Source organism: Paraburkholderia sp. BR13439 (assembly GCF_040948805.1).
GTDB lineage: Bacteria > Pseudomonadota > Gammaproteobacteria > Burkholderiales > Burkholderiaceae > Paraburkholderia > Paraburkholderia youngii.
Genome location: NZ_JBFPKN010000001.1, coordinates 469,798 through 496,034 on the forward strand (window position 1 = coordinate 469,798; position 26,237 = coordinate 496,034).

Annotated in this window: 23 protein-coding genes and 1 pseudogene; 5 read left to right on the top strand and 19 right to left on the bottom strand. The window is 63.9% G+C overall.

The annotated features are described in order from the left end of the window. Positions 1–8: 8 nt before the first annotated feature. From AB3X96_RS02155 to AB3X96_RS02170, 4 genes are all read right to left on the bottom strand, one after another. The gene (locus AB3X96_RS02155) at positions 9–686 is read right to left on the bottom strand and encodes an SDR family oxidoreductase (protein WP_368588417.1); all 678 of its coding nucleotides are present in this window, start codon (positions 684–686) and stop codon (positions 9–11) included. 27 nt (positions 687–713) lie between these two features. Next, complete coding sequence (locus AB3X96_RS02160) at positions 714–1,922, bottom strand: acetyl-CoA C-acetyltransferase (RefSeq protein ID WP_368588418.1); 1,209 nt, start codon at positions 1,920–1,922, stop codon at positions 714–716. A gap of 72 nt (positions 1,923–1,994) precedes the next feature. Next, positions 1,995–3,812, bottom strand: coding sequence for a bifunctional isocitrate dehydrogenase kinase/phosphatase (gene aceK, locus AB3X96_RS02165; RefSeq protein ID WP_368588419.1), 1,818 nt, complete (start codon positions 3,810–3,812; stop codon positions 1,995–1,997). 39 nt (positions 3,813–3,851) lie between these two features. Continuing rightward, the gene (locus tag AB3X96_RS02170) at positions 3,852–4,256 is read right to left on the bottom strand and encodes a MerR family DNA-binding transcriptional regulator (RefSeq protein ID WP_018436808.1); all 405 of its coding nucleotides are present in this window, start codon (positions 4,254–4,256) and stop codon (positions 3,852–3,854) included. Positions 4,257–4,414: 158 nt separating this feature from the next. On the opposite strand from AB3X96_RS02170, the gene AB3X96_RS02175 reads away from it, so the two are divergent. Then, the gene (locus AB3X96_RS02175) at positions 4,415–5,488 is read left to right on the top strand and encodes an MBL fold metallo-hydrolase (protein WP_368588420.1); all 1,074 of its coding nucleotides are present in this window, start codon (positions 4,415–4,417) and stop codon (positions 5,486–5,488) included. A gap of 100 nt (positions 5,489–5,588) precedes the next feature. On the opposite strand, the gene AB3X96_RS02180 is transcribed toward AB3X96_RS02175, so the two are convergent. Together AB3X96_RS02180 and AB3X96_RS02185 are read right to left on the bottom strand one after the other, a co-directional pair. Beyond that, positions 5,589–6,023, bottom strand: coding sequence for a lysozyme inhibitor LprI family protein (locus AB3X96_RS02180; RefSeq protein WP_368588421.1), 435 nt, complete (start codon positions 6,021–6,023; stop codon positions 5,589–5,591). 211 nt (positions 6,024–6,234) lie between these two features. Next, the gene (locus AB3X96_RS02185; protein WP_368588422.1) at positions 6,235–6,834 is read right to left on the bottom strand and encodes a hypothetical protein; all 600 of its coding nucleotides are present in this window, start codon (positions 6,832–6,834) and stop codon (positions 6,235–6,237) included. Between the two features lie 95 nt (positions 6,835–6,929). On the opposite strand from AB3X96_RS02185, the gene AB3X96_RS02190 reads away from it, so the two are divergent. Continuing rightward, positions 6,930–7,523 (top strand): hypothetical protein, encoded by a 594-nt coding sequence (locus AB3X96_RS02190; protein WP_368588423.1) that lies wholly within the window; start codon positions 6,930–6,932, stop codon positions 7,521–7,523. Between the two features lie 96 nt (positions 7,524–7,619). Here AB3X96_RS02190 and AB3X96_RS02195 read toward each other — a convergent pair whose 3' ends face one another. From AB3X96_RS02195 to argS, 6 genes are all read right to left on the bottom strand, one after another. Beyond that, positions 7,620–9,206 (bottom strand): ABC transporter substrate-binding protein, encoded by a 1,587-nt coding sequence (locus AB3X96_RS02195; protein WP_368588424.1) that lies wholly within the window; start codon positions 9,204–9,206, stop codon positions 7,620–7,622. Positions 9,207–9,487: 281 nt separating this feature from the next. Beyond that, entirely contained in the window at positions 9,488–10,306 is an 819-nt protein-coding gene (locus tag AB3X96_RS02200; RefSeq protein ID WP_368588425.1) for a helical backbone metal receptor, read from the bottom strand. A 3-nt stretch (positions 10,307–10,309) separates the two neighbouring features. Further along, positions 10,310–11,083, bottom strand: a complete 774-nt coding sequence (locus AB3X96_RS02205) for an SDR family oxidoreductase (protein WP_368588426.1) — start codon at positions 11,081–11,083, stop codon at positions 10,310–10,312. Between the two features lie 15 nt (positions 11,084–11,098). Next, a complete protein-coding gene (locus AB3X96_RS02210; protein WP_368588427.1) occupies positions 11,099–11,737 on the bottom strand; it encodes a thiol:disulfide interchange protein DsbA/DsbL in 639 nt (212 codons plus the stop codon). Between the two features lie 176 nt (positions 11,738–11,913). Then, positions 11,914–12,747 carry an SPOR domain-containing protein gene (locus tag AB3X96_RS02215; RefSeq protein WP_368588428.1) on the bottom strand — a complete coding sequence of 278 codons (834 nt, stop codon included), beginning with the start codon at positions 12,745–12,747 and terminating at the stop codon, positions 11,914–11,916. A gap of 61 nt (positions 12,748–12,808) precedes the next feature. Next, positions 12,809–14,599, bottom strand: a complete 1,791-nt coding sequence (argS, locus tag AB3X96_RS02220; protein ID WP_368588429.1) for an arginine--tRNA ligase — start codon at positions 14,597–14,599, stop codon at positions 12,809–12,811. Positions 14,600–15,058: 459 nt separating this feature from the next. Between argS and AB3X96_RS02225 the strand changes: the two genes are divergently transcribed. Further along, the gene (locus AB3X96_RS02225) at positions 15,059–15,385 is read left to right on the top strand and encodes a DUF1840 domain-containing protein (protein ID WP_013088219.1); all 327 of its coding nucleotides are present in this window, start codon (positions 15,059–15,061) and stop codon (positions 15,383–15,385) included. Positions 15,386–15,516: 131 nt separating this feature from the next. Here AB3X96_RS02225 and AB3X96_RS02230 read toward each other — a convergent pair whose 3' ends face one another. The 7 genes and pseudogenes from AB3X96_RS02230 to AB3X96_RS02260 all read right to left on the bottom strand — a co-directional run bounded on the left by AB3X96_RS02230 (position 15,517) and on the right by AB3X96_RS02260 (position 23,629). Beyond that, on the bottom strand, positions 15,517–15,714 hold the full coding sequence (locus AB3X96_RS02230) for an acid-shock protein (protein WP_368588430.1): 198 nt from the start codon (positions 15,712–15,714) through the stop codon (positions 15,517–15,519). A gap of 175 nt (positions 15,715–15,889) precedes the next feature. Further along, a pseudogene (metH, locus tag AB3X96_RS02235) lies at positions 15,890–18,616 on the bottom strand (methionine synthase); the annotation flags it as partial. 71 nt (positions 18,617–18,687) lie between these two features. Further along, entirely contained in the window at positions 18,688–19,758 is a 1,071-nt protein-coding gene (locus AB3X96_RS02240; RefSeq protein WP_368588431.1) for a homocysteine S-methyltransferase family protein, read from the bottom strand. A 295-nt stretch (positions 19,759–20,053) separates the two neighbouring features. Further along, positions 20,054–20,311 (bottom strand): DUF3567 domain-containing protein, encoded by a 258-nt coding sequence (locus tag AB3X96_RS02245; RefSeq protein ID WP_013088223.1) that lies wholly within the window; start codon positions 20,309–20,311, stop codon positions 20,054–20,056. Positions 20,312–20,431: 120 nt separating this feature from the next. Continuing rightward, positions 20,432–21,220: a 3-oxoadipate enol-lactonase gene (gene pcaD, locus AB3X96_RS02250; RefSeq protein WP_368588432.1), complete on the bottom strand. Its 789-nt coding sequence runs from the start codon at positions 21,218–21,220 to the stop codon at positions 20,432–20,434. A gap of 151 nt (positions 21,221–21,371) precedes the next feature. Next, a complete protein-coding gene (locus tag AB3X96_RS02255) occupies positions 21,372–22,661 on the bottom strand; it encodes a DUF3108 domain-containing protein (RefSeq protein ID WP_368588433.1) in 1,290 nt (429 codons plus the stop codon). Between the two features lie 41 nt (positions 22,662–22,702). Then, positions 22,703–23,629, bottom strand: coding sequence for an IclR family transcriptional regulator (locus AB3X96_RS02260; protein ID WP_368588434.1), 927 nt, complete (start codon positions 23,627–23,629; stop codon positions 22,703–22,705). Positions 23,630–23,788: 159 nt separating this feature from the next. Between AB3X96_RS02260 and AB3X96_RS02265 the strand changes: the two genes are divergently transcribed. Together AB3X96_RS02265 and AB3X96_RS02270 are read left to right on the top strand one after the other, a co-directional pair. Further along, positions 23,789–24,772 carry a fumarylacetoacetate hydrolase family protein gene (locus tag AB3X96_RS02265; protein ID WP_368588435.1) on the top strand — a complete coding sequence of 328 codons (984 nt, stop codon included), beginning with the start codon at positions 23,789–23,791 and terminating at the stop codon, positions 24,770–24,772. Between the two features lie 196 nt (positions 24,773–24,968). Further along, positions 24,969–26,222, top strand: a complete 1,254-nt coding sequence (locus AB3X96_RS02270; RefSeq protein WP_176368332.1) for an ABC transporter substrate-binding protein — start codon at positions 24,969–24,971, stop codon at positions 26,220–26,222. Positions 26,223–26,237 lie beyond the last annotated feature (15 nt).

Consider the following 26,237-nt stretch of genomic DNA (forward strand, 5'->3'; position numbering starts at 1 on the left):
CCGGTTGTCTACCAGTCGAGCTGCGTACCATCGTGCTGAACGAAGCGGCCGTGGAACGCGTCGCGCGATGCCGCCGCCTGCGCCAGCACCTCGCGCATGCCCGCGACGCTGCGGGCCGGATCGAGCGCGGCCTGCGCGCCACCCATGTCGGTGCGCACCCAGCCGGGATGCAGCGACACGCAGGTCGCGCGTTGCGCGTCGAGCGACGCGAGCTTCAGCACGGCGTTCAGCGCCGCCTTGCTGGTGCGATACAGCCAGCCCGTCGTGCCGCTCGCATCGGCGATGCTGCCCATGCGGCTCGAAATCACCGCGAGCACGCCGTCCGTTTCCTCGACGAGCGGCAGCAGGATCGGCAGCAGCTGCATCGGGCCGCGCACGTTCGTATGCATCACGTGATCGAAGTCCTCGGCGGTGATCGTCTCGATCCCTTCGGTGCGCGGACCGTATACGCCCGACACCAGAATCGCGACGTCGAGCCGTTCGCCGTCGAGCTTCCAGCCGAGCGCCGCGATCTCTTCGGGCGCGGTGACGTCGAGCATGAAGGTTTCGGCACCGAGCTCGTTGAGCGCGTCGAGCGCGGCGCCGTCCCGCGCGGTCGCGAGCACGCGCCAGCCGCTTTTTTTGTACTGCCGCACGAATTCCTGGCCGATGCCACGCGACGCACCGACGATCAACACTGTTTTCATCGTATTCCTCGAAGTTTGGTCAACCCTTCAGATCAGTTCGATACCCATCGCGGTGGCCTCGCCGCCGCCGATGCACAGCGACGCGACGCCGCGCTTCAGACCGCGATTCTTCAGCGCGCCGATGAGCGTAACCAGAATGCGCGCGCCCGAGGCGCCGATCGGATGGCCTAGCGCGCATGCTCCGCCGTTCACGTTGACCTTGTCGTGCGGCAAATCGTGCTCTCTCATCGCGGCCATCGTGACGACCGCGAACGCTTCGTTGATCTCGTACAGATCGACGTCGCCGGCGCGCCAGCCGTTCTTCTCGAACAGCTTGCGGATCGCGCCGACCGGCGCGGTCGTGAACTTCGCGGGCTCCTGCGCGAACGTCGAATGACCGACGACGCGTGCGAGCGGCGCGACGCCGAGCCGCTTCGCGGTCGACTCGCGCATCATCACCAGCGCGGCCGCGCCGTCCGAGATCGATGACGAGTTCGCCGCCGTCACGGTGCCGGTCTTGCTGAACGCAGGCTTCAGCGTGGGGATCTTGTCGAGGTTGGCCTTGAACGGCTGCTCGTCGCGCGCGATCGTGACGTCGCCCTTGCGGGCCGCCACCGTAACCGGCGCGATTTCCCAGTCGAACGAGCCGTCCTCGTTCGCGCGTTTCGCGCGGTTCAGCGACTCGACCGCGAACGCGTCCTGCGCCTCGCGCGTGAAGTCGAACGACGCCGCGCATTCCTCGGCGAACGTGCCCATCAGACGGCCTTTGTCGTACGCGTCTTCGAGGCCGTCGTAGAACATGTGGTCGAGCACCTGGCCGTGGCCCATGCGCATGCCGCCGCGCGCCTTCGGCAACAGATACGGCGCGTTCGTCATGCTTTCCATGCCGCCCGCGACGATCACGTCGAGCGAGCCCGCAGCCAGCATGTCGTGCGCGAACATCGCCGCGCGCATGCCGGAGCCGCACATCTTGTTGACCGTCGTGCAGCCGGTGGCGAGCGGCAGACCCGCGCCGAGCGCGGCCTGGCGCGCGGGCGCCTGGCCGAGGCCGGCGGGCAGCACGCAGCCCATCACCGCTTCCTCGATCTGCTCGGGCTTCAGCCCCGCCCGCTCGACGGCCGCCTTGATCGCGACCGCGCCGAGTTGTGGCGCGGTCAGCGACGCGAAGTCGCCCTGAAAGCCGGCCATCGGCGTGCGCGCCGCGCTGACGATCACGATCGGATCGGCATGGATACCACTTTGAATTGCGTCACTCATGTTTGAGCTCCTTGGTCATAGCTTGGATGGCTACCGCCGCGCGCGGCCTGCTGCGAACCCTCGTGAGATTCATCAAGCCACGCGCACATTCGGCTCGTTCGCCTCTGCATCGGTTGTTTCGGCGAACCGCTCCGGATAACGCACGCAGAAGCGCACGCTCTGGTCGTACGGGAAAAAATCGGGCAACTCGCCCTTCAAGAGAAAATCCTTGTATCGCTGCCACAGTTCGGGCTCGAAGAAATCCGCGTGATGCAGCATGAACGAGCGACGCACACGCGGATCGCCGAGCAGGAACGTGCTGTACGTCTCCGGGAAAATATCGTGCGGACCGACCGGGTACCACGGCTCGTCCGACATTTCGTCTTCCTCGTTGCGCGGCGCCGGCACCGCGCGCACGTTGCAGTCGGTCAGGTACTCGATCTCGTCGTAGTCGTAGAACACGACACGGCCGTGGCGCGTCACGCCGAAGTTCTTGTACAGCATGTCGCCGGGAAAGATGTTCGCCTGGATCAGCTCCTTCACCGCGTTGCCGTATTCCTTGATGCCGTGCTCGATGTCGTCGTCGTTGCCGTTCTGCAGGAACAGATTGAGCGGGATCATGCGTCGCTCGATGTACATGTGGCGAATCACGAGGTTCTCGCCGTCGTATTCGATCAGCGAAGGCACTTCCTTCTCGAGTTCGCGCAACAGCGTTTCGTCGAGCCGCGCGAGCGGCAGCGCGACGCTCGAATATTCGAGCGTGTCGGCCATGCGGCCGAGCCGGTCGTGACGTTTGACGAGCAGATACTTCTGCTGGATCTGCGCTCGCGTGGTTTCCTTCGGCGGCGGAAAGTTGTCCTTGATCAGCTTGAACACGTAGGGGAACGACGGCAACGTGAACACCAGCATCACGAGCCCCTTGATGCCGGGCGCGACGATGAAGCGGTCGCTCGAATGCTTGAGGTGATGCAGCAGATCGCGATAGAACAGATTTTTGCCCTGCTTCTGCAGGCCCACCGACGTATAGATCTCCGCCTTCGGCTTGGCCGGCATCACCGTGCGCAGAAACTCGACATACGCGGACGGCACTTCCATGTCGACCAGAAAATACGAGTGCGAGAAGCTGAAGATGATCAGCAACTGCTCGCGCTTGAGCAGCACGGTGTCCAGTGCGAGCACGCCCGGTTTCACGTGACGCAGCGGCACCGCGAATGGCAGCAGCGCGTCGCCATTGATGATGCGCCCGACGATATACGCGGCCTTGTTTCGATAAAACAGCGACGACAATACGTGAATCTGAAAATTCGCCGCTTCGTCGAACACGCCAAAAGCTTCGTGAATCGACTGCATCACGCAGGCGACGTCGCGCGTCAGATCCTCGAACGGCAGATCGAGCTGGAAGTTCGTGACGACCCGCTCGAGCGTCGCGGCAAGTCCATCGGTACCGGGGTAATACGCGCGATAGGTCGGCTTCGCGGCCGGCTCGTCGTTCTCGATGTATTCGGTCGAGAGCGCGGGGCGCACGAAAATGAAATCGTTATTGAAATACGAGCGATGCAGGATCTTGCAGGAAACCGAATTAAAAAACGTTTCCGCGCATTCGGGCTGACGGTGCGTGGTCAGAAGACCGATGTAGTGCAGCTTGATCTGCTGCCACACTTCGCTGTCGATGTTCTCCGCGTCGTACTCGTCTTCGAGCAGGTGCACGCATTCCTGCACGCGATCGTCGTACGACGCGATGCGGTCGCGCGCGAGCTTTTGCAGGCCGTGCCAGTCGCCGGCTTCGAACAGCTTCTTCGCATGGATCGCCGCGTCGCGAAAGATCCGGTAGTGACGGTCGAACCCTTCGAGCATCGTCTGCGCGACGTCGAAACCGATTTGCGACGATAACAGTTTGGGGAAGTGATTCATCACGCGCGCTCCGCAAACGCCGGTCAGAGTCAGGCAGCTTCAGGCAGGTTTCGCGTCGTGCCTCGTGCCATCGAGCAACGCGCGCGCCTGCGCTTCGTACTGCGCCAGATCTTCGAGCGTCGCGTCGAGATCTTCGCGCTGACGTTCGAGCACTTCGCGATGACGCGCGACCGTCGCGAGAAACGCGTGCAATTGCGGCACGGTGTCGGTCGGCGACTCGTAGACGTCGAGCAGATCACGGATCTCCGACAGCGTGAAGCCAAGCCGCTTGCCGCGCAGCGTGAGCTTCAGACGCGTGCGGTCGCGGCCGGAATAGACGCGTCGCAAGCCGCTCGAACCCTCGCGGCTCGGTGAGAGTAAACCCTGGTCTTCATAGAAACGAATTGCGCGTGGCGTGACGTCGAATTCGCGCGCGAGTTCGGTGATCGTGTATTGCGTATTCATCGGGACATCTCGTGGCCGCTTGGCCGGCACAAAACCGGATTGAACGATAGAATCGACGTTTACGTTATCGTCAACCTGAGCGGAACGCAACCACAACCAGGCCGACCGGCATCGCATACCTGGCCATGCCGGAGAGTCGTCGGAGGAAGACAGTCCCCATGAATGCACTCGAACACCAACTCCAATACCCGTTCAACGACACGATGCCCGACTCGGGCCGCACGATGGAAGTCGCGCCCGGCGTGCTTTGGCTGCGCATGCCGTTACCGTTCGCGCTCGACCATATCAACCTGTGGCTGCTGCGCGATGAGATCGACGGTCAGCAAGGCTGGACCGTGGTCGACTGCGGCATCACGTCGGACACGATCAAGGCGAATTGGGAGAGCGTGTTCGATTCGGTGCTCGACGGGCTGCCGGTGCTGCGCGTGATCGTCACGCATTGCCATCCGGACCACATCGGCCTCGCGCACTGGGTGTGCAGCGGCGGCGAGAAAAAGCGTTGGGACGCGCGGCTGTGGATGACGCTCGGCGAATACATGCAGGCGCGCGTGATGGCGACGGGCGACGGTTCGAACGCGGGCGGCGAGGCCGCGGCGCGGCACTTCGCGCGGCACGGTTTGAACGATGCCGAATCGGTCGACAAACTGCGCAATCGCACGAGCTATTACTCGAGCCTCGTGCCGGCGATTCCGGGGCAATACCGGCGTTTGCGCGAAGCCGAGGACGTGAGGATCGGCGGCAGGACGTGGCGCGTGGTAACAGGCTTCGGCCACTCGCCGGAACACTGCGCGCTGCACTGTGCGGAAACCGGCACGCTGATTTCAGGCGACATGGTGCTGCCGCGCATTTCGACCAACGTGTCGGTGTTCGATATCGAGCCTGAGGGCTCGCCGCTCGAACTGTATCTGGAGTCGCTTGGTCGTTACGAGACGATGCCAGAAGATACGCTCGTGCTGCCGTCGCATGGCAAGCCGTTTCGCGGCGTGCGCACGCGCATTCAGCAACTGCGTGAGCATCACGACGCGCGGCTCGCCGAAGTGCGCGAAGCGTGCGCGGAAAAGCGGCGTAGCGCCGCCGATATCGTGCCGCTGATGTTCAAGCGCCAACTCGATATCCATCAGATGACGTTCGCGATGGGTGAGGCGCTCGCGCATTTGCATCTGCTGTGGCGGGCGGGGGAATTGAAGCGGACGCAGGATGCGGATGGGGTGATCCGGTTTGCGGCGGTGTGATCTCGGACCTTCGCCGCGGGCGGAGAAGCGCGGACGAATATGTCCGCGCTGGGCGAAGGCACTGAGCGGCGCAACGATGCTGGGTGTCCTCTCATGCGAATTACTTCAAGGGCAAGTCAGACGCAGCGTTGCGTAGTTGCTCGGCCCGCCGGTTGTTGAGTTCGGAAACGCAAGCTAAACGGCTGATTTCATGCGCATTGCCGGCCGCACCACCAGTCAGCGAAGCTGCGAAGTCGCATTGAGACTCACGGTACCGAGCGAATTTTCTGTTTGATGCGGCGAGTTTTGCCTTGGCCTGGTTGACGTGCTTCTCGTCTTCATCCCATCTGGCGAGGGTGCCAGCCATCTTCTCCTCGGCTCGTCTGAGGGTCTTCTTACTCGCCTCTGCTTTTTCTGCCAGACAGTCCCGCATCCCCGCTTGCGAGAACGCGCTGCATTCCTCGCGCAAGGCCCGCTCGCTTGCGACGGGAACCGCTGAGGCTGCAAGGACCATTGTTGGCAGGCAGACGGCCAGGGCAAAACAGATCAGCTTCATTGTGCACATAGGGCCGCCTTTCCTTTCCGCACCGATGACAACGCGTAATCGAGTTTTCTGGCGTAGTTTGGGTCCCGACCTCCGTTATAGCGCCGTGCTATGAATGTCGTGACAATGGGGTGCCAGCCTGCAATTACTTTTTGAATCGAAGCTTTCCGGTACGTCAATACTTGTCCAGGGCGAAGAACAGCGGCCGTCGGGTTCAGCTTTCTCAACGTCTCGATCGTGGTGCCTTGACCCTTCGCCATCTTTCCAGACTATCGCCTGGCTTGACGGCGATTTCATAAACTTTCGGGTCAGCACCGGGTACGTTTCGGTACTCGAACTTTGCCATGCGCATAAGCAGATAGCCAATCCCGGCGCGGATGTTATGCGCCGCTATCGTTCTGACTGAGGACATTGTCAGCCGTCCTTTCCAGCCTGATAGCAGAATCAGATCGTCGCCTTCTTTGCCTGATAGCAGCGATGCTAATCCGGGATCTCCAGAAACGCCGATTTGCATCGGCTTGGCGTTCCACTGAGGATCGTGTGCACCTGTTTCGACCCACAATATCGCCTTGATAATCTGCCAATCCAAGGCCACGTACCCCGAGGTGCCGCGAAGATGGAGGTTGTACTCGTTGACTGCCATCTGGATTTCGCAATCCAAGGAATTCCATCTTGCATCGCTTACAGCCTTGCTAACACCGTCCTGCCACCGTTCGAAACCTGTCCTCGTTGGAGCTTGCATAGCCATAACCATTTCCTCTGCAAAAGTGTGGGCGGGTACTTTGCGAGCAATTATTGGCTTCTTGCATGAGGAAAATTGCATTAGGAGTCGGTATAACGGTCAAAGGCCCGAGATCACGTCGGCAAAAGGTTGCGGAATGTCAGATGGACCCAGCGCGGACTACTATGGAAGATGGTATGACAAGACTTACCCGTTCAGGTGATTGGACGAAGGCGCTTGCAGTACTTTGTCTGGCAGGGTGGTTTGGCGGATGCAGCCTCGCGGCCGGACACTACGGACAAGATCCACAGATGACTCAACCGGACATGACACTGTGGCAGACCATCGACGCCTTGGCGCAGCAAATTCCGTTCACTAAGGCAAAAGTCGAAAGCGTGCTTGCGACTCACCTTGTCGACAGAGATACCACCAAAGATCCAATTCAAAATGCCGAATTCAACTTTTACGTCGGCGGTCCGGGGAAGATGGCAGATGGTGTCGTGGGCGGCAATGTGGGTTTGCGCGTTCGCCACACTGGAGGGCGTCCTGGCTTTCTTGCACTTGGGCGGCTGAGCGGCGAATGCGTCACGCTCGCGATGGTCCGTGCGCATTACAGCAACCTCAAAATTACGGACTCTCCGCGTGGGCATTCACTGGATGAAACCACGGCATATTCAGCCTTTCTTCCGTGGGGAACCTTGTCCTTCGCTTTCGCTGAACGTAATCGTGATTGTCTCGAAGGCGTATCGTTCGATCCAAAAATCGCCGCCGCAGACAACGCGGTGAAGTAACGGACGACCTCTATCGACCAGGAAACGCTGGGCGCAAAAAAAAGCCGACCCGTGAAGGTCGGCCTTATCCTTTCCGCTTTCAACCGCAGCGCAAAATCACTGCACCACCACCGCCCCAAAATTCTGCCGTCCAAACGGACTCACGTGATACCCGCTCACGTTCGTACGCGTAATCGCGGCCGCGGTCGGATAGCCGAGCGGAATCCACAGCGCTTCGTCATGGATGATCTGCTGCGCGGCTTCATACGCTTTCGTGCGCTTGGCGATATCGGACGTTGCTCTGCCGTCGGCGATCAGCTTGTCGAGATCCTGATCGCAGAAGCGCGCGAAGTTGATGCCCGACTTCACCGCGTTGCAACTGAAGAGCGGCGACAGATAGTTGTCCGGATCGCCGTTGTCGCCGGCCCATCCCATGAACAGCGAGTCATGCTGGCCTTGCTTCGCCTGCTTGATCAGCTCGCCCCATTCGATCACCTTGACGTCCGCCTTCACGCCGATCTTCGCGAAGTCGGCCTGCAGCAGTTCGGCACCGGCCTTCGGATTCGGATTCAACACGCTGCCGTTCGGACGCACCCAGATGGTCGTTTGGAAGCCGTTCGGAAAACCTGCGTCGGTGAGCAACTGCTTCGCCTTTGCCGGGTCGTACGGCCAGCCCTTGATCGAGTGGTTGTAGCTCCACGTGTTCGGCGGAAACGGGTTCACGGCCGGCGTCGCGGTGTTGTCGAACACCGTCTTCAGATACGTCGTGCGGTCGAACGCCATGTTCAGCGCGGCGCGCACCTTCTGGTTGTCGAGCGGCTTCTGCTGCGTGTTCAGCGCGACGAAGGCCGTCATGAACGCGGGCGTCTGCACGATCGCGAGCGACTTGTCCTTCTTCGCGTCGGCGAGATCCTGCGGCTTCGGCGACAACGCGATCTGGCATTCGCCAGCCTTCACCTTCTGCGCTCGCACGGTTGCGTCCGGCGTGATCGCGTAGATCAGACGCTCGATCTTCGGCTTCGGCCCCCAGTAGGTCGGGTTCGCGTCATAACGGATCACCGCGTCTTTCGTATAGCTCTTCAGCACGAACGGGCCGGTGCCGATCGGCTTCGCGTTCAGGTCGACCTGCTTGCCGGCCTTCAGCAACTGGTCCGCGTACTCGGCCGAATAGATCGACGCGAAGCCCATCGTCAGGATCGACACGAACGTCGCGTTCGGCTCGTTCAACTCGAACTTCACCGTGTTGTCGTCGACCTTGGTAATCGACTTGATCAGCTTCGGCAGCCCCATCGATTGCGCGTGCGGGAAGCCGCTCGCGCCCGCCACCTTGTGCCACGGATTGCTGTCGTTGAGCATGCGGTCGAAGGTGAAGATCACGTCGTCGGCATTCAGCGCGCGGGTGGGCTTGAAGTAGTCGGTGGTCTGGAACTGCACGTTCGGACGCAGGTGGAACGTGTAGGTCAGGCCGTCGGGGCTCACTTCCCATTTGTCGGCGAGCGCGGGCACGACCTTCTTCGCGGCTTCGTCGAACGACACCAGCGAGTTGAAGATCACGTCGGCCGATGCATTCGTCGTGACCAGCGAATTGAACTGCACGACGTCGAAGCCGTCGGGACTCGATTCGGTACAGACGGTCAACGGTTTGGCGAGCGCGAGCGCGGGCGCCGTGAGCAGGATGGCGGCTGCGAGCAGATTGAAGCGCATAGGATCTCCGGTAACGAGCGCAGTCAGGCAGTGCGTCTGGTTGTGTTTATGGCGGCGATGCGTGAGCGGGCAGGAGAGCGCTCCCGGCGCGCGCGTCGCCACGATTGTGATACGTTCCCGGCGCCGCGGTACAGGTCGGGCGATCCCGGCCTGAGGCCGAGGGGCCTGCCTTCGAGGCATGGCCGGCGGCGCGCCTTCGCGAAAGCTTATCGAAGGGCCATTATGGCGACAACAATTTAATCGACATATCCATATGGGGGCGGCGTGGCTGTGTTGCCGCCTCAGGCCGCCGCGGCCTCGCGCAGCAGATAGCCGATGCCATCGATTGCGCGCACGCCGTACCACGACGTCATTTCCCCATCGATCAGCTCGATGCGCTTGCCGGTGAAACGCGGATCGCGCGCGAGCGCATCGCGATGCGCGGCCGTGAAGCGGTACGGCTCGCTCGACAGCAGCACGCGGTCGACTTGCGCGAGCCATGGCGCGGCGTCGAAGTCGAGCGTGGGGTAGCGCGTGGCGCCGACGCTGCCGCCGTGCAGGTCGGGCAACGTGTGCCAGTTCACGAGGCGCAGCATCGCGGCGATGTAGGTGTCGCGCGCGACGCTCATCCACGGTTCGCGCCAGATCAGGTACAGCACGTTCTGCGCGGCGAAGGTGTGAGCGGCGGCTTCGCGCAGACGCGCGTCGAGCGCGCCGCTCAAGCGCCGCGCTTCCTCTTCACGTCTGAAGATCGCGCCGAGCAGCGCGTACAGCGCGAGGTTGTCGTGCGGCGTCTGCGGATGAGTGACGACGATGTGCGGCACGAACGCGCGCAGCTGCTCGACGGTGTCGCGTTCGTTTTCGTCGATATTGACGATCAGGTGGGTGGGGCGCAGCGCGCGGATCGCGTCGAGTTTGACGGCTTTCGTGCCGCCGACCTTCGGCACCGCGCGGACCTTGTCGCGCGGATGCACGCAAAAGCCGGTGCGCCCGACGATCTGCCGCTCAAGCCCGAGCGCAAACAGGGTTTCGGTGAGGCTCGGCACCAGCGACACGATGCGCGCATCGGCGCCCGCGGATTCGTGCGCGACGCCGGCTGCATCGACCGCACGGGGTTGCATGACTTACTCGGTGGCGGCGCGCGGCTTGCGCGGCGCGCGTTCGAACACGCGGTCGTAGAGCCAGCGGGGCAGCACGTGCAGCAACATCGCGGCCACGCGCATCTGCCACGGAAACACCGCGAACGACGTCTGCCGTTCGACCGCCCGTGCGGCCTTCGCCGCGAAACGGTCGGCGTCCATCAGGAACGGCATGTTGTACGGATTGTGCTCGGTCATTGGCGTGCGGATATAGCCGGGCGCGATCGTCACGACACCGACGCCGAACGGCCGCATCTCGACGCGCAACGCTTCGAGATACTTCAGCGCCGCCGACTTCGACGCGCTATATGCACCCGAGCCCGGCAAGCCGCGCACACCGGCGACGCTCGCAACGCCGACCAGCGTGCCGCGTTTCGTGTCGGCCATCGCGGCGGCGAACGGCTCGAACGTCGCGACCATGCCGAAGTAATTGATGTCCATCACCTCGCGGAAGGTGCGCAGATCGCCGTGACCGGTCAGCGCGCCGCGGCTGATGCCGGCGTTGGCGATCACGACGTCGGGCAGGCCGTGCTCCGCGATGAAGCGGGCGGCCGCATCGGCGAGCGCTTCCGCGTCGCGCACGTCGAGCGCATAGATTGAGACGGTGTTCTGGGGATGGGACTGCTCGAACGCGGCGAGCGCGTCGCCGCGACGGGCGACGAGGCCGAGAATCGCGCCGCGCCGTGCATATTCGCCGGCGAGCGCGAGGCCGATGCCGCTCGAAGCGCCGGTAATGAAAACCTTCAGCGGAGAGGTCATACCGGCGCCTCGTGATTACATCTTTTTGGCGCGGACTTGCGAGACGAGGTAGTCGAGCACCTGGATCGTGCCCGGCAGGGTGCCGGTCGCGGCCGGGCCGGTCAAATACTTGCCCTGCACGGCGAGCGTCGGCACGCCGTCGATCTTGAACCCGTCGAGCAGTTTCTTGTCCTTCTGCAGCGCGCTTTGCGTCGAGAACGAGTTGTACGCTTCCATGTACTTCTTCGGATCGACGCCGAACTTCGCCAGGAATTTGGTCTGGTCTTCCGGCGTCAGCAGATAGTTCTTGTTGACGTGGATTTCGTTGAAGACCTTCGGCGTCAGTTCGTTCGCGAGGCCGAGCGCGTCGAGCGCGTGGAACATCTTCGAGTGCGGGATGAAGTCGTCGCGGAAGGCGACCGGCACGCGGCGGAACACGACGTCCGGGGCCTGCTTCTTGACCCATGCTTCGAGGAACGGGTTGAATTCATTGCAGTGCGGGCAGCCGTACCAGAAGAATTCGATGACTTCGATCTTGCCTGCCGGCACGTCGGTAGGTTGCGGCGAGGCCAGCACGGTGTAGTCCTTGCCGGCGACCGGAGCGCTCGGCGATGCATGCGCGCTCGCCGCGATCAGGCCCAGCGAAAGGAACAGGATGCTCAGCAGTTTTTTCATGTCGTGTAGACCCAGATAAGGCAGTAGCGCGGCGACGCCATGCGAAAGGCCCGTCACCGCTGATGGGATTCGGTGTGGTGGCCCGCCACAATACAGGTCGAAGCGGCCATCGTGCTTGTGACACGCGCGGCGCGCCGATAGTTCGACGCGCCGCGCGGGCCGGCATTACCGTTTATTTATTGTTTGGTGAAGCGGATCACCGCGGTATCGACACCCGCGTCCGACAGACGCTGACGGCTCGAATTCATGTCCTCGAACTTCGAGAACGGCCCGATGCGCACGCGGTAGTACGTGACGCCGCCGGCATCGCGCTGCGTGACCTTCGATTCGAAGCCCTGGAACGCGAGGCGCGCGCGCTGCTGTTCGGCGTCGGCGGCGGTCTTGTACGCGCCGACCTGCAGGAAGTAGCCGGTGTTCGCGTCGCCGGGTGCAGGTGCGGGCGCGGGCGCGGCAGCCGAGCCAGGCTTGACGTTGGCCAGGGTGGTCGCGCTCGTGCTCTTCGGCGCGGAGCCTGCCGCGGTGGCGGCCGGCGCGCTCGAGGTCTGCGGCTTCTTCGCCGGCGCGGGCGCGACGATGCCGCCGGTGCCGTTTTCCTGCGCGGGGTTCGGCGCGACCGCCGTACCGTTGTTATTCGCGTTGCCGCCCGACGGCGGGACTTCGACGATCTGCGGTTCTTCGAGCATGCCCGACTGGGTCTGCGCGTTGGTCTGGCCCGGCGCGGTGTTCGGCGGCGCGGGTTGCGCGGCCTGCGGCACCGGCTGGCCCGGCGTCTTGCCTTGCAGCGGACGGTTCGGATCGTATTGCGCCTGGCTCGCGCCGTTGTCGGTCGGCGCCGGTGGCGCGACCTTCGACACGAACGGCGTAGGCGCACGGGTGATATACAGCGCCACCACCACCGCGATCGCCAGGCCGACGATCAGGCCCAGCACGATGCCGAGAAAAGTGCCCCCGGTTTGCTTCGATTGCTTTGTTGTGCGGCGTGGTTTTGCCATCGTACGAATCACCTGCAAAAAGAATCCAGGAACGGCCGCCGATTATAACGACGGCCGCGCGCATATTACGCTGGAGGAGTTACATCTTGACGGGAGCGGAGACGCCGATCGTCGCGAGACCGTTGGCCAGCACCTGGCGCGTGGCCGCGAGCAGCGCGACGCGAGCGTTGCGTTCGGCCGCATCGTCGACCAGCACGCGCTCGGCACGATCATTGTAGAACGAGTGAAATTCGCCGGCGAGTTCTCGCAAGTAGAACGCGACCGCGTGCGGCGCGAGTTCGTCGGCGGCGTGCTGCAGCATGTCCGGGAATTCGGCGAGCTTGTTGAGCAGCGCCATCGAGCGCTCGCTCGCGAGCGGCGCGAGATCGATGCTCGGCAGTGCGCTTTCGTCGAGGCCGTAGCGCGCGTTGCATTCGGCGATCACCGAGCAGATGCGCGCGTGCGCATACTGCACGTAGTGCACCGGATTCTCGTCGTTCTGCTTCAGCGCGAGGTCGATGTCGAACACGAACTCGGTGTCCGCCTTGCGCGAGATCAGGAAGAAGCGCACCGCGTCGCGGCCGCGGCGGATGGTTTCCTCGTCGATCAGATCGACGGCCGCTTCCGAGCCCGGCATCGCGCCACCCGACCATTCGATCAGGTCGCGCACCGTCACGTAGCTGCCCGCGCGCTTCGAGATCTTCACCTCTTCGCCGTTGCGCATGACCGTGACCATCTTGTGCAGGATGTAGTCGGGGTAGCCCTTCGGAATGCCGATGCCGAGACCCTGCAGACCGGCGCGCACGCGCGCGATCGTGCCGTGGTGATCCGAGCCCTGCACGTTGATGACCTTCGTGAAGCCGCGCTCCCACTTCGCGACGTGATAGGCGACGTCCGGCACGAAGTACGTGTAGGTGCCGTCGGTCTTGCGCATCACGCGGTCCTTGTCGTCGCCGTCGTCGGTCGTGCGCAGCCACAGCGCGCCTTCCTGCTCGTAAGTCTTGCCTGCGGCAATCAGCGCGTCGACGGTTTTCTCCACGCGGCCTTCCGTGTACAGCGACGATTCCAGGTAGTACTGGTCGAACTTCACGCCGAACGCCTGCAAATCCATGTCCTGCTCACGACGCAGATACGTGACGGCGAAGCGGCGGATTGCCTCGAGGTCCTCGACGTCGCGCGCGCCGGTGACCGGCTCGCCGTCGCTCGCCTCGACCGTGATGCCGTTCAGATAGTCCTTGGCGATGTCGGCGATGTACTCGCCGTTGTAGGCCGACGCGGGCCAGCCTTCGTCGCCGGGGGCGAGGCCGCGTGCGCGTGCCTGGGTCGACAGCGCGAGCGTGTTGATCTGCACGCCGGCGTCGTTGTAGTAGAACTCGCGATGCACGTCCCAGCCTTGCGACTGGAGCACGTGCGCAAGCGCGTCGCCGAGCGCGGCCTGGCGGCCGTGGCCGACGTGCAGCGGGCCGGTCGGGTTGGCCGACACGAACTCGATCAGCACATGCTTGCCGGCGTCGCGCCGCGAGCGGCCGTACGCATCCTTCTCGGCGAACACGGCGGCGATCACGCCTTGCTTGGCGGCGGCCGTGAGGCGCAGGTTGATGAAGCCGGGGCCCGCCACTTCGGCAGTATCGATCAGGCCTTTGGCCTGCGGATTGACGAGCAGCGCGTCGACGATCTGTTGCGCGAGCTGGCGCGGATTGGCGCGCAGCGGCTTGGCGAGCTGCATCGCGACGTTGCACGCGACGTCGCCGTGCGCGGCGACTTTCGGGCGCTCCAGCGCGATGGCGGGCGAGACGAAAGCGGCTTCGGTCGCGCCTTGCGTGGCGGTCGCGACCTGCTTCACCGTGTCGGCGAGCAGTGTTTCGAGTGTGTGTTTATGTGCGGGCAGCATGCTTGTTGCAAGTCCAGTGAGGCAATCCGGTAAGGCGGAAGAGGCGCCGGCCGCGGCCGGTGTCGCAAGCGTGGAGCGCGGCCGCGCTTTGCGGCCGTGATGGCTGCGCCGCCGGCACAGCGTCCCCAGGCGATGCGACGACCCGCAACGCAAGCCGCGCAACGCGGTGGACTCCGCACGGCGGCTTGCCGTTACGCAGGCTCGCGCGGTATGCGGATTGCGGCCGATGATTCGACGCCCCCGGTTGCCCGCGTGCGCGATGCTCGTCGAGCCGCGCCGTACGTGGCGCTGGGCGGCGCGCTTTTCCGTTCAGACGGATTTTAGCAGGTGCTAATATGTTCAATGAGCTGCCCGCGAGGGTGTGGCCGCCGCGCCTTGCCGGCGCCACGTCAGGCGCGCGCAGTTGCAGCCCTTGGGACGCTCGTGCGCTCACCCGACATAACGAAAAAGGGAACAGTCATGCTGATTACTTTCAAGTGCCACGCCTGCCCGGACGTGATGATGCTGGAGAATCTGGCGCAGTATCTGGTCGGCATTGTCGGCAAACGCCTTGGGCAGCGGGGCGTCATCACTCACGACGAACTGGGCCCGGCCATTGAAAAGCTCGAAGCGGCGATCACATCCGATAAGCAGGAGCGCGCCGAGCACGAGGGCCATTTCCACGAGGGCGAGGACGGCCGTGATCGTCACGAGATTCCGCCCGGTCTCGCGCAGCGCGCGTATCCGTTCCTCGACATGCTGCGCGCGGCGCAGAAGGAAAACGCGGATATCGTCTGGGGGATCTGATTTCTGGCGGGTCCCGAGCGCCGCGGCCCGGACTCAGAAGGTCTCCGTAAGCGCTCTTTTGGCGCACCAAAGAAAAGAGCCCGCTCGACGCGGGCTCTTTGCCATTCAGAAGGTTTTATCCGCCGTGCCGCTCATTGGCTCTCGGAGGCCGCCGACGCTGCCGCGCCTTTCTTCATCTTTTGCTTCTTCGCCTTTTTGACATGCGCCTCGGTGGGGGGCGAGTAGGAGCTGACCGAGCTCGATCCCCCCGGCGCGGCGGGCTGCGCGAGCGCCACGGAAGCTCCGGCGGCCAGTGAAACAGCGGTCAATAACAGTGTCAGCTTCTTCATACGATTTTCTCCGTTGACGGTTGCAATCTCGGTGAGCCGGCGCGTTGTGCTCGCGCCTGAGGGGATGAAAGCCGACTCAGTCTACAAAGCCGAAATTGCCGTGGCGCCAAATATTCAGTCTTTCGGACTCGATATAGTGGCGCATGCGCGGCCCGGGCCGCGCATCGCTTCACGCTCAAAGCAACGGCGCCAACGCGCGCTCGGCGTCCGCTTTCGAGAGCGACATCCGCTGCGCGTAGTCGTCGAGCTGATCCGCGCCGATCTTGCCGACCGAGAAATAGGTGCTGTCCGGATGCGCGAGGTAGAAGCCCGAGACGCTCGCCGCCGGCAGCATCGCCAGCGATTCGGTCACGCTCATGCCGATTTCATTCGCTTGCAGCACGTCGAACATGTCTCGCTTGACGAGATGGTCGGGGCAGGCCGGGTAGCCCGGCGCCGGGCGGATGCCGCGGTATTTTTCGGCGATCAGCTCGTCGTTTGAGAGGTTTTCGCTGCTCGCGTAGCCCCACAGGTCGCGCCGCACACGCGCGTGCATCGCTTCGGCGAACGCTTCGGCGAGCCGGTCCGCGAGCGCCTTCAGCATGATCGCGCTGTAGTCATCGAGATCCTTCTCGAACTGCTTCTCCTTCGCGTCGACGCCAAGACCCGCCGTCACCGCGAACATGCCGATGTAGTCGGCGACGCCCGAGTCCTTCGGCGCGATGAAGTCGGCGAGCGACCGGTTCGGTCGCATCACCCCGTCGACCACCGGCCGTACGCTCTGTTGACGCAGGTTGCGCCACGTCAGCGCGACTTCGCTGCGCGATTCGTCCGTGTAGATTTCGATGTCGTCGTCGTTCACCGTGTTGGCCGGCAACAGCGTGATCACGCCGTTGGCCTGCAGCCAGCGGCCCTGAATCAGACGCGCGAGCATCGACTTGCCGTCGGAGAACACGCGTCGCGCCGATTCGCCGACGATCTCGTCGTTGAGGATCGCCGGATACGGGCCGGCGAGATCCCACGTCTGGAAGAACGGACCCCAGTCGATATAGTTCGCGAGTTCGTTCAGATCGAAGTTCTTGAACACGCGCCGGCCGATGAACTTCGGCTTGACCGGCTGATAGCCCGCCCAGTCGATCTTCGTCTTGTTGGCGCGCGCTTCGGCGAGTGTGACCATCGGCTGCGCTTTTTTGTTCGCGTGCTGATCGCGGATGCGGTTGTAATCGGCGTTCAGTTCGTCGATGTACTTCGCGGCGCCCTCGTCGGACAGCAGGCTCGAGGCGACCGACACCGAGCGCGATGCGTCCGGCACGTAGACCACCGGACCCTCGTACTGCGGCGCGATCTTCACCGCGGTGTGCACGCGCGAGGTGGTCGCGCCGCCGATCAGCAGCGGAATCTTCTTCACGCGGAAGTAGTCGTCGCGCTGCATTTCCGACGCGACGTAGGCCATCTCTTCGAGACTCGGCGTAATCAGGCCCGACAGCCCGACGATGTCCGCGCCCTCGACTTTCGCCTTCGCGAGGATCTCATTGCACGGGACCATCACGCCCATGTTGACCACTTCGAAGTTGTTGCACTGGAGGACGACCGACACGATGTTCTTACCGATGTCGTGCACGTCGCCCTTGACGGTCGCGATGATGATCTTGCCCTTCGCGCGCACATCGCCGCCGGCCGCCGCGAGCTGGCGCTTTTCTTCCTCGATGAAGGGGATCAGATGCGCGACCGCCTGCTTCATCACGCGCGCCGACTTCACGACCTGCGGCAGGAACATCTTGCCCTGACCGAACAGGTCGCCGACGATGTTCATGCCGTCCATCAGCGGGCCTTCGATCACATTGATCGGACGGCCGCCCTCGGCGGCGATCTTCGCGCGCACTTCCTCGGTGTCTTCGACGATGAAGGTCGTGATGCCGCTCACGAGCGCGTGCGCGAGACGCTTTTCGACCGGCTGGTTGCGCCACTCGAGGTTCTCTTCCTTCTTCGCGGCGCCGCTCTTGAACTTGTCGGCGATTTCGAGCAGACGGTCGGTACCGTCTTCACGGCGATTCAGCACGACGTCTTCGACGCGCTCGCGCAGTTCGGGATCGAGCTCGGCATAGACGCCGAGCTGACCGGCGTTGACGATGCCCATGTCCATCCCCGCCTGGATCGCGTGATAGAGGAACACGGTGTGAATCGCCTCGCGCACCGGGTCGTTGCCGCGAAACGAGAACGACACGTTCGACACGCCGCCGCTCACCTTCGCGTACGGCAGGTTCTGCTTGATCCAACGCGTCGCCTCGATGAAGTCGACCGCGTAGTTGTTGTGCTCCTCGATGCCGGTCGCGATCGCGAAGATGTTCGGATCGAAGATGATGTCTTCGGGCGGGAAGCCGACTTCGTTGACGAGTATCTCGTACGAGCGCCGGCAGATTTCCTTCTTGCGCGCGAACGTATCGGCCTGGCCCTGTTCGTCGAAGGCCATCACGACGCTGGCCGCGCCGTAGCGCCGAATCAGCTTCGCGTGGTGAACGAACTGCTCCTTGCCTTCCTTTAGCGAGATCGAATTGACGATCGCCTTGCCCTGCACGCATTTGAGCCCCGCCTCGATCACGTCCCACTTCGACGAGTCGATCATGATCGGCACGCGCGCGATGTCCGGCTCCGACGCGATCAGATTCATGAAGCGCACCATCGCCGCTTTCGAATCGAGCATCGCCTCGTCCATGTTGATGTCGATGACCTGCGCGCCGTTCTCGACCTGCTGGCGCGCGACGGCCAACGCCTCGTCGAACTGATTGTTCAGGATCATTCGCGCGAACGCTTTCGAGCCGGTCACGTTAGTGCGTTCGCCAACGTTGATGAAGAGCGTCCCGGACGTGACGTTGAACGGCTCGAGGCCGCTAAGGCGCATGGTGTGGTCGGTCATGGCGTATGTACGAGTCGGGTGCGTGCGTTAAGGGGCGTGCAGGGCGTGCTGGGCGTCGGGGTGAAGTGCGTGAGGCCGGCTCAGGCCGCGTCGCGATACTGGCTCGGCCACTTGCGCGGCTTCAGCTCGGCGAGCGCCTTCGCGATCGCCGCGATGTGCTCGGGCGTCGTGCCGCAGCAGCCGCCCGCGATGTTCACGAGCCCCGCTTCGGCGAATTCCTTCAGCAGGCCCGAGGTATCCGCGGGCAATTCGTCGAAGCCGGTGTCGCTCATCGGATTCGGCAGACCGGCGTTCGGATAGCACGAGACGTAGGTGTCGCACAGCTTGGCGAGCTCGGCGATGTACGGACGCATCAGCGCCGCGCCGAGCGCGCAGTTCAGGCCGAACGTGAGCGGCTTCGCGTGACGCAGCGAGTTCCAGAAGGCCTCGACGGTCTGGCCGGACAGAATGCGGCCTGAGGCATCGGTGACGGTGCCCGAGATCATGATCGGCAGACGCTCGCCGGTATTTTCGAACAGTTCGTCGAGCGCGAACAGCGCGGCTTTCGCGTTCAGCGTGTCGAAGATCGTCTCGACGAGGAACAGGTCCGCGCCGCCGTCGAGCAGCGCTTTCGCCTGCTCGTAGTACGCGGTGCGCAGTTCGTCGAAGGTCACATTGCGCGCGCCGGGATCGTTGACGTCCGGCGAGATGCTGGCGGTTTTCGGCGTCGGGCCGATTGCGCCGGCGACGAAGCGCGGCTTGTCCAGCGTCGCGTACTTATCGCACGCGGCGCGCGCGAGCTTCGCCGATTCGAGGTTCATCTCGACGGCGAGCGACTCCATGCCGTAGTCGGCTTGGGCGACCGTGGTCGCACCGAACGTGTTGGTCTCGATGATGTCCGCGCCCGCCGCCAGATACTGCTCGTGAATCTCGGAGATGATCTGCGGCTGGGTGATCGACAGCAGTTCGTTGTTGCCCTTGATGTCGCGCGCGTAGTCCTTGAAGCGCTCGCCGCGATAGCTGGCTTCGTCGAGCTTGTAGCGCTGGATCATCGTGCCCATCGCGCCGTCCAGGATCAGGATGCGCGAGTTCAGCAGCGCGGGCAGCGCTGCGCCGCGGGTATAGGCGGGCTCGGAACGGACTGGCGTGACGGATTGAGCAGGCTGGGTCATGGCGGACGAGGGCTTGCGCCGGCATTGGCGGAAAGCCTGTCATTGTAGCCGCTGCGGCGCGGATGCGCCCGGCGGGCGGGAGGCGGGTTTGAGGCGCGACCGGCAAAATCGACCGATACGAATGTGCCGCGTCAGCAATTCAGAACGAGCTAACAGATGAAGCAATAAAAAATAGCCCGGCAAGCCAAAGCCTGCCGGGCCGTTTTCGTTGCCGTCGACCGCAAGATGGAACCCGTCGGACAAGCCCGCGGTACGGTCGATCGATGTCGCCTGAGCGCCAGCTAAACCCCTCCGGTCAATGCAGAACAACGGGTTGGTGCATCAAGCTGTCGAATTGACCGAGGAATTCGTCGACCTCGTCGAGCGTCGGCTCGCCTTCGATCAGCTTTTGCACATGCTCGCGAAAACGCGCCGCCATTGCACCGTCGATGTAGATTTCGCGCTGCATGTTCTTGTCAACAATCTCGTAGCCGCCCGACTTCATGGCCAGCTGACCTTCCTGCGGAGGAAACTCGACGACACAGTAGTTAGGGCTGTTATAGATCATTTGCATGGCGACACTCCTTATTTCCGTTGGGCTCCCGCCCTTTTCTGCAACATAGGTGGAGCATGGGGGATGGAATTCAAGGGGTGGGTCCGGACGACGCAAGTAAAAAAACTCCGGACCTGACGGTTAGACTCGCCGCTCCAGAAACGATTCAAGCAACGCGGCAAAACGGTGAGATTGCTCGACGGGCGCGAGATGCGCGGCATCCAGCAACTCGAAGCGGGCGCCCTCGATCGCCTCCGCTATCGCCTGCGTAGCAGCAGGGGGCGTGCCCGTGTCGTGACGTCCGGCCACCGTCAGCGTCGGCACGCGGATCGCGCCGTGCTTGCCGCGCAGGTCGAAGTCGCGCAGCGCCTCGCAGGCCATCGCGAAGCCTTCCGGCGGGGTGCGCGCAAATGCCTCACGGATCGGCTCGACCGCTTCGGGATGCGCGGCCTGAAAGTCGGGTGTGAGCCAACGCGCGATCGTCGACGGCAGCAGCGCCTCCATGCCGTCGCTGCGAGCGGTGTGGGCGCGCTGATTCCACAACTCGCGGTTTTCGGGCGGAGTGCCGCCGGTGCTGTCGGCGATCGTCAGCGTGTCGAGGCGCGATGGATGGTCGAGCGCGAATTGCTGCGCGATCATGCCGCCGAGCGACAGGCCGACCAGGTGAGTCGTCGGCGCGCCGAGCGCATCGAGCAGTTTGGCGAGATCGTCGGCCAGATCGCGCATGGTGAACGGCTCGCGCGCGACCGCGCTGTGGCCGTGGCCGCGCACGTCGTAGCGCAGCACTGTGTAATCGTCGCGGAAATAGCCGGCCATCTGATCCCAGATGGAAAGATCGCCGCCCAGCTGATGGATGAACGTGAGCCACGGGCCGCCGCCTTCGTTGCTCAGCACGTAGCGTGTTTCGATACCGTTGATGTTCACTTGCATGCAGACTCCTTTGAAGGAAACGCAGTGAAAAAACGCGGTGGGTCGCCCCGTTCGCGCAAACGGAGGCTCCATTGACGTGCGAGTCAGTGCTGCAAAGTAAGTTTCGCCGATCTTGAGCAGTTCTGCTGGTGACACTGTGTCACGACAAGTGTCACGGTTTGATGATTGTTGGAGCGGTTGAATCGACCGCTGCGGCGGGGGCGGGCTCGGGCGTTACTGCCGATGCGTCGGCCGGCGCCGGCGCAGGGCTCGTGGCGGAGGGGGCTGAGGGGGCTGAGGGCGAGGCATCCACCGCCGACGCCCCATCGACATTTAGCTTGCCGCGCCACACCAGCTCGAACTGGGTACCGTTCGGCTCCGTCTGCAGAATGCGCGCGGGCAGCCAGCCGAGCGACGGCGCGAGCCACACGTCGATGCGGCGCTGGTCGCCATCGTGCCGCGGCAGACGTTTGAAATGACGCGTCTGCAGGTAGCCCTGTGCCGCGCGGATCGTTTCGTCGCCGATCGTTTCGATCGGCCAGTTCTCGCCGCTATCGGAATCGACGACGAAAAACTGTCGCGTCACGCCGGGCTTATAGGCGTCCGGTTCGCCGCGCACGAGGCTTGCGAGCTGCATCACGACGCTGAAGCGGTCCTGCGCGCCGTCGGGCAACGGCAGCGAGGCGGGCGTGCGCGTGAAGCCAATCTTCCTGTCGCTGCGATTGAAGATCGCGATGTCTTCCGCGCGACGGCCACGCTTTTCGCTGTACTGCGCCGGCGCGAGGCCAAACGCGTCGATCCCTCCGTGGCTCGAAAACACGAACGGACCGACGAACGGCAGCGGCACCGATACGACCATTTCGTAGCCTTGCCCATTGCTCGCCCAATGGATCGTGCCAGGCGCGTTGCGCACGCCGTTGTAGAACGTGTCGTAGTCGAGTTCGGCCGATGGCGGCACCGAAAACTTCACGCCCTGCGACGCCTGCGGCGCGCTGGCCGCGCCAGCGGCACTCGCCGCGGCGCCGCTGGCATTGGCATTGACCGGCGCATTCGCGCTCGCGGCGGCGGGCGGCGCGCTTGCCGCGACCTCCGATGCCGGCGTGGCCGCAGGCTCGTTCGGCTTGGCCGGCTGCAACGCGCTCAACACATGCTGCTCGTGCGGCGGGCGCGCCGGGGGCTTGCGTGTGGGCGCGGGTGGGTGCGGTGCCGGCGCGGCCGGCTTTGGCGCCGGTTGACGCTCGACCCTCTCGGGCGTCAGCAGCGCGACCTGCACCGGCACATGCTCGTGATTCGCCGGATTCAGATCCACGCGATTGCGCTCGAACCATTGCGCCGCGATCCAGTGCAAGACCGCCACGACCACGAGCACCGCGATCCAGCGTCCCGCGCGCGCCCCGCGTCCTGGCCCGCTGCCCAAAGCGGGAAGGCGATCACCACGGCGGTTGGCGGAAGCAAAATCCATCGGCGCTTGAATCTGTGAGAGCTTGAAAGGACTGGCGCGTATCAACCGTTGTCGCTACGCGGGATCGCGCTATAGCCGAGTTCGTACGACAGCTTGCGCGCGCATTCGCGCAGCGCGGTATCGATCTCGCCACCCCAGCGGATATCGAACCCGCCTTCATGGCCGAGCGCGACGAGAGCGAGTGCGAGTTCGCCGGTCGAATCGAACACCGGCATCGAAAACGCGTGGATCGTCGGCAGCAGCATGCCTTCGACTCGCGCGGCCTCGTGCTCGCGCACCTCGGCGAGCACATTGTCGACGTCTTCGCGGGTGCGCGGCGCGCCGCTATGCGACGAACGCCGCGAGTCGGCCAGCTCGCGCTCGATCATCGCCTCGGTCTTGCCGGATGGCAGGTAGGCGGCGAACAGCAGGCCTGTCGCGGAACTTAGCAAGGGCATCACGTCGCCGAGTTTCAACGATGCCTTGGCCGGATAGCTCGACTCCATCCAGTGCACCATCGTCGGCCCCTGATTGCCCCACACGGCGATGCCGACCGTTAGATCGAGCTGGTCGCGCAACTCGGCGAGCGCGATGCGCGCGAGCTTCACACCGTCGACCCGCGCAAGCCGCGCGAGCCCCAGCTGCAAAGCGAAGCCGCCGAGTTCGTAGCGGCCGGACAGCGGGTCTTGCGCGACCACGCCGAGACGCAGAAAGCTGACCAGATAGCGATGCGCCTTCGCCGGACTCATGCCCGCGCGCTGCGCGAGATCGCGCAGCATCATTGCGCGCGGCTCGTGGGTCAGCACGTCGAGCAGCCTGAACCCGACCTCGATCGATTGGATGCCTGAGCGCAGTTTTTCTTCGCCGGGTTCACCAGCTTCGTCTTCGACACCGGTTGCGTTGGTGGCATCGGCGGGGTCGGGCAGTTCGTCGGCGGACGCGGGGTCGGTGCGGGTGCGGATCGTGCCGGAGCGGGCGTTGGCGGACATTTGCAAAAGGCGCGGGCAGCGCGTTCGGTAATCGTAAAAGGCGCGTAACGGCGGTGGTGACAGTGACAACGACGAAGAACACGCACATCTTGGGCCGCGCCGATTCACCATCGTAGAATAGATTCCTTCCATCGTCACTAATACACGGTTCACAGCTCTATGAAACTTGCCTCGCTAAAGGACGGCACGCGCGACGGTCAACTGATCGTCGTGTCCCGCGACCTGCACACGGCGGCCATCGCCGACGCGATCGCGCCCACGCTGCAGCGCGTGCTCGACGACTGGGCCTTCTATGCGCCGCAACTGCACGACCTCTACGATGCGCTGAACCAGGGCCGCGCGCGCAACAGCTTTTCGTTCGACGCTAAAGAGTGCATGGCGCCGTTGCCGCGCGCGTTCCAGTGGGCCGACGGTTCATCGTACGTGAACCATGTCGAACTCGTGCGGCGCGCACGCGGCGCGGAAATGCCGCCCGAATTCTGGACCGACCCGCTGATGTACCAGGGCGGCAGCGACGACTTCATCGGCCCGCGCGACGACATCGTGTGCGCATCGGAACAGTACGGCATCGACTTCGAGGCCGAAGTCGCGGTCATCACCGGTGACGTGCCGATGGGCGCGACGCCCGAGCAGGCGCTGCGCGGCGTGCGGCTGGTTGCGCTCGTCAACGACGTGTCATTGCGCAATCTGATCCCCGCCGAACTCGCGAAGGGCTTCGGCTTTTTCGAGAGCAAGCCGGCCACGTCGTTCGCGCCGGTCGCGGTGACGCCCGACGAGCTCGGCGAACACTGGCGCGAAGGCCGCGTGCATCGGCCGATGATCGTCCACTGGAACGGCAGGAAAGTCGGCCAGCCCGACGCGGGCACCGATATGGTGTTTCACTTCGGTCAGCTGATCGCCCATGCGGCGAAAACGCGCAATCTGCGGGCTGGTTCGATCGTCGGTTCGGGCACGGTGTCGAACAAGGACGCGAAGCGCGGCTACTGCTGTATCGCGGAGAAGCGCTGCCTCGAAACGATCGAGCACGGCGCGCCGCAAACGGAGTTCATGAAGTACGGCGACACCGTGAAGATCGAAATGTTCGACGACGCGGGCAAGTCGATTTTCGGTGCGATCGAGCAGAGCATCGCGCCGCTCGAATGAAGCGCGGCGCTCACGCGGCGATGCGTTGACGCGGCGAGATGTGCGAAAGGGTTTCGCCCGATGCCACCGCCCGCGCGCGCGGCTACACTGACTGGCGCGCCGGCTGGGACGGTGCGAATGTCATAAAGCGTGCAGCAACGGATCGGTAGCACATCGGCAATACATCACAACGAAAATCCCGACGTGAGGAGACAGCATGCCGCGATTGAACTTCCCCGCAGCTGGACATCGACGCGCTGATGCGTCACTCGTTCAAGCGCGCACGAGCGCGCGCGGCTCGTATCAACGCGGCCGGCGCTTCGCGCGGCGCGCCGCGACGCTGTGCGCCGCGCTCGTCTGCGCGTTGCCGCTGACATCGTTCGCGCAGGTGAAGATCGGTCTCGTGTTGTCGCTGACCGGACCGGCCGCATCGCTCGGCATTCCCGCGCGCGACACCGTCGCGCTGCTGCCCAAACAGATCGGCGGGCAGAACGTCGAGTACATCGTGCTCGACGATGCATCGGACACGACCCAGGCGGTGCAGGACACCAAGAAGCTGATCAGCGAGAACCACGTCGACGCGATCATCGGCTCGTCGATCACGCCGAACTCGCTCGCGATGATCGACGTCGTCGCCGAGGGCGAAACGCCGATGATCTCGCTCGCGTCGTCCGCGAAAATCATCGAACCGGTCGATGCGAAACGTCGCTGGGTCTTCAAGACGCCGCAGACCGACGCGATGATGGCCTCGGCGATCGCCGAGCATGCGAGCGGACACGGCGTGAAGACGATCGCGTTCATCGGCCAGGCCGACGCGCTCGGCGAGACCTTCTACGCCGAGGTCGCGAAGTTCGCGCAGTTGCATCACATCGACGTGGTCGCGAGCGAGCGCTTCAATCGCACCGATCCGAGCGTGACCGGCCAGGTGCTGAAGATTCTCGCGACTCACCCCGACGCGGTGGTGGTCGGCGCGGCCGGCACACCTGCCGCGCTGCCGCCGAAAACGCTGCGCGAGCGCGGCTACAAAGGCGTCATCTATCACAACCACGGCGTCGGCAATAACGACTTCCTGCGCGTGTGCGGAGCCGATTGCAACGGCACTTACCTGCCCGCGAGCCCGGTGCTGGTCGCCGCGCAATTGCCGGCCGATCATCCGGCCAGGCGCCTCGCGCTCGAATACATCGCGCGCTTCGAGGCGCAGCACGGCGCGGGCAGCGTGTCGGCGTTCGGTTCGTACACCTCGGACGCGGACGCGTTGCTCGAGCACGCAATTCCGCTTGCGTTGAAGAGCGGTGCGCCAGGCACGCCGGCGTTTCGCCGCGCGCTGCGCGATGCGCTCGAAGGAACCCGCGGTCTCGCGGATACCAACGGCGTCGTCAACATGAGCGCGGCCGATCATCTCGGGCTCGATCAGCGCGCGCGCGTGATGGTCGAAATCACTAATGGCAAGTGGCTTTATCAGCCGCATTGAACGGGTCGCGACGTT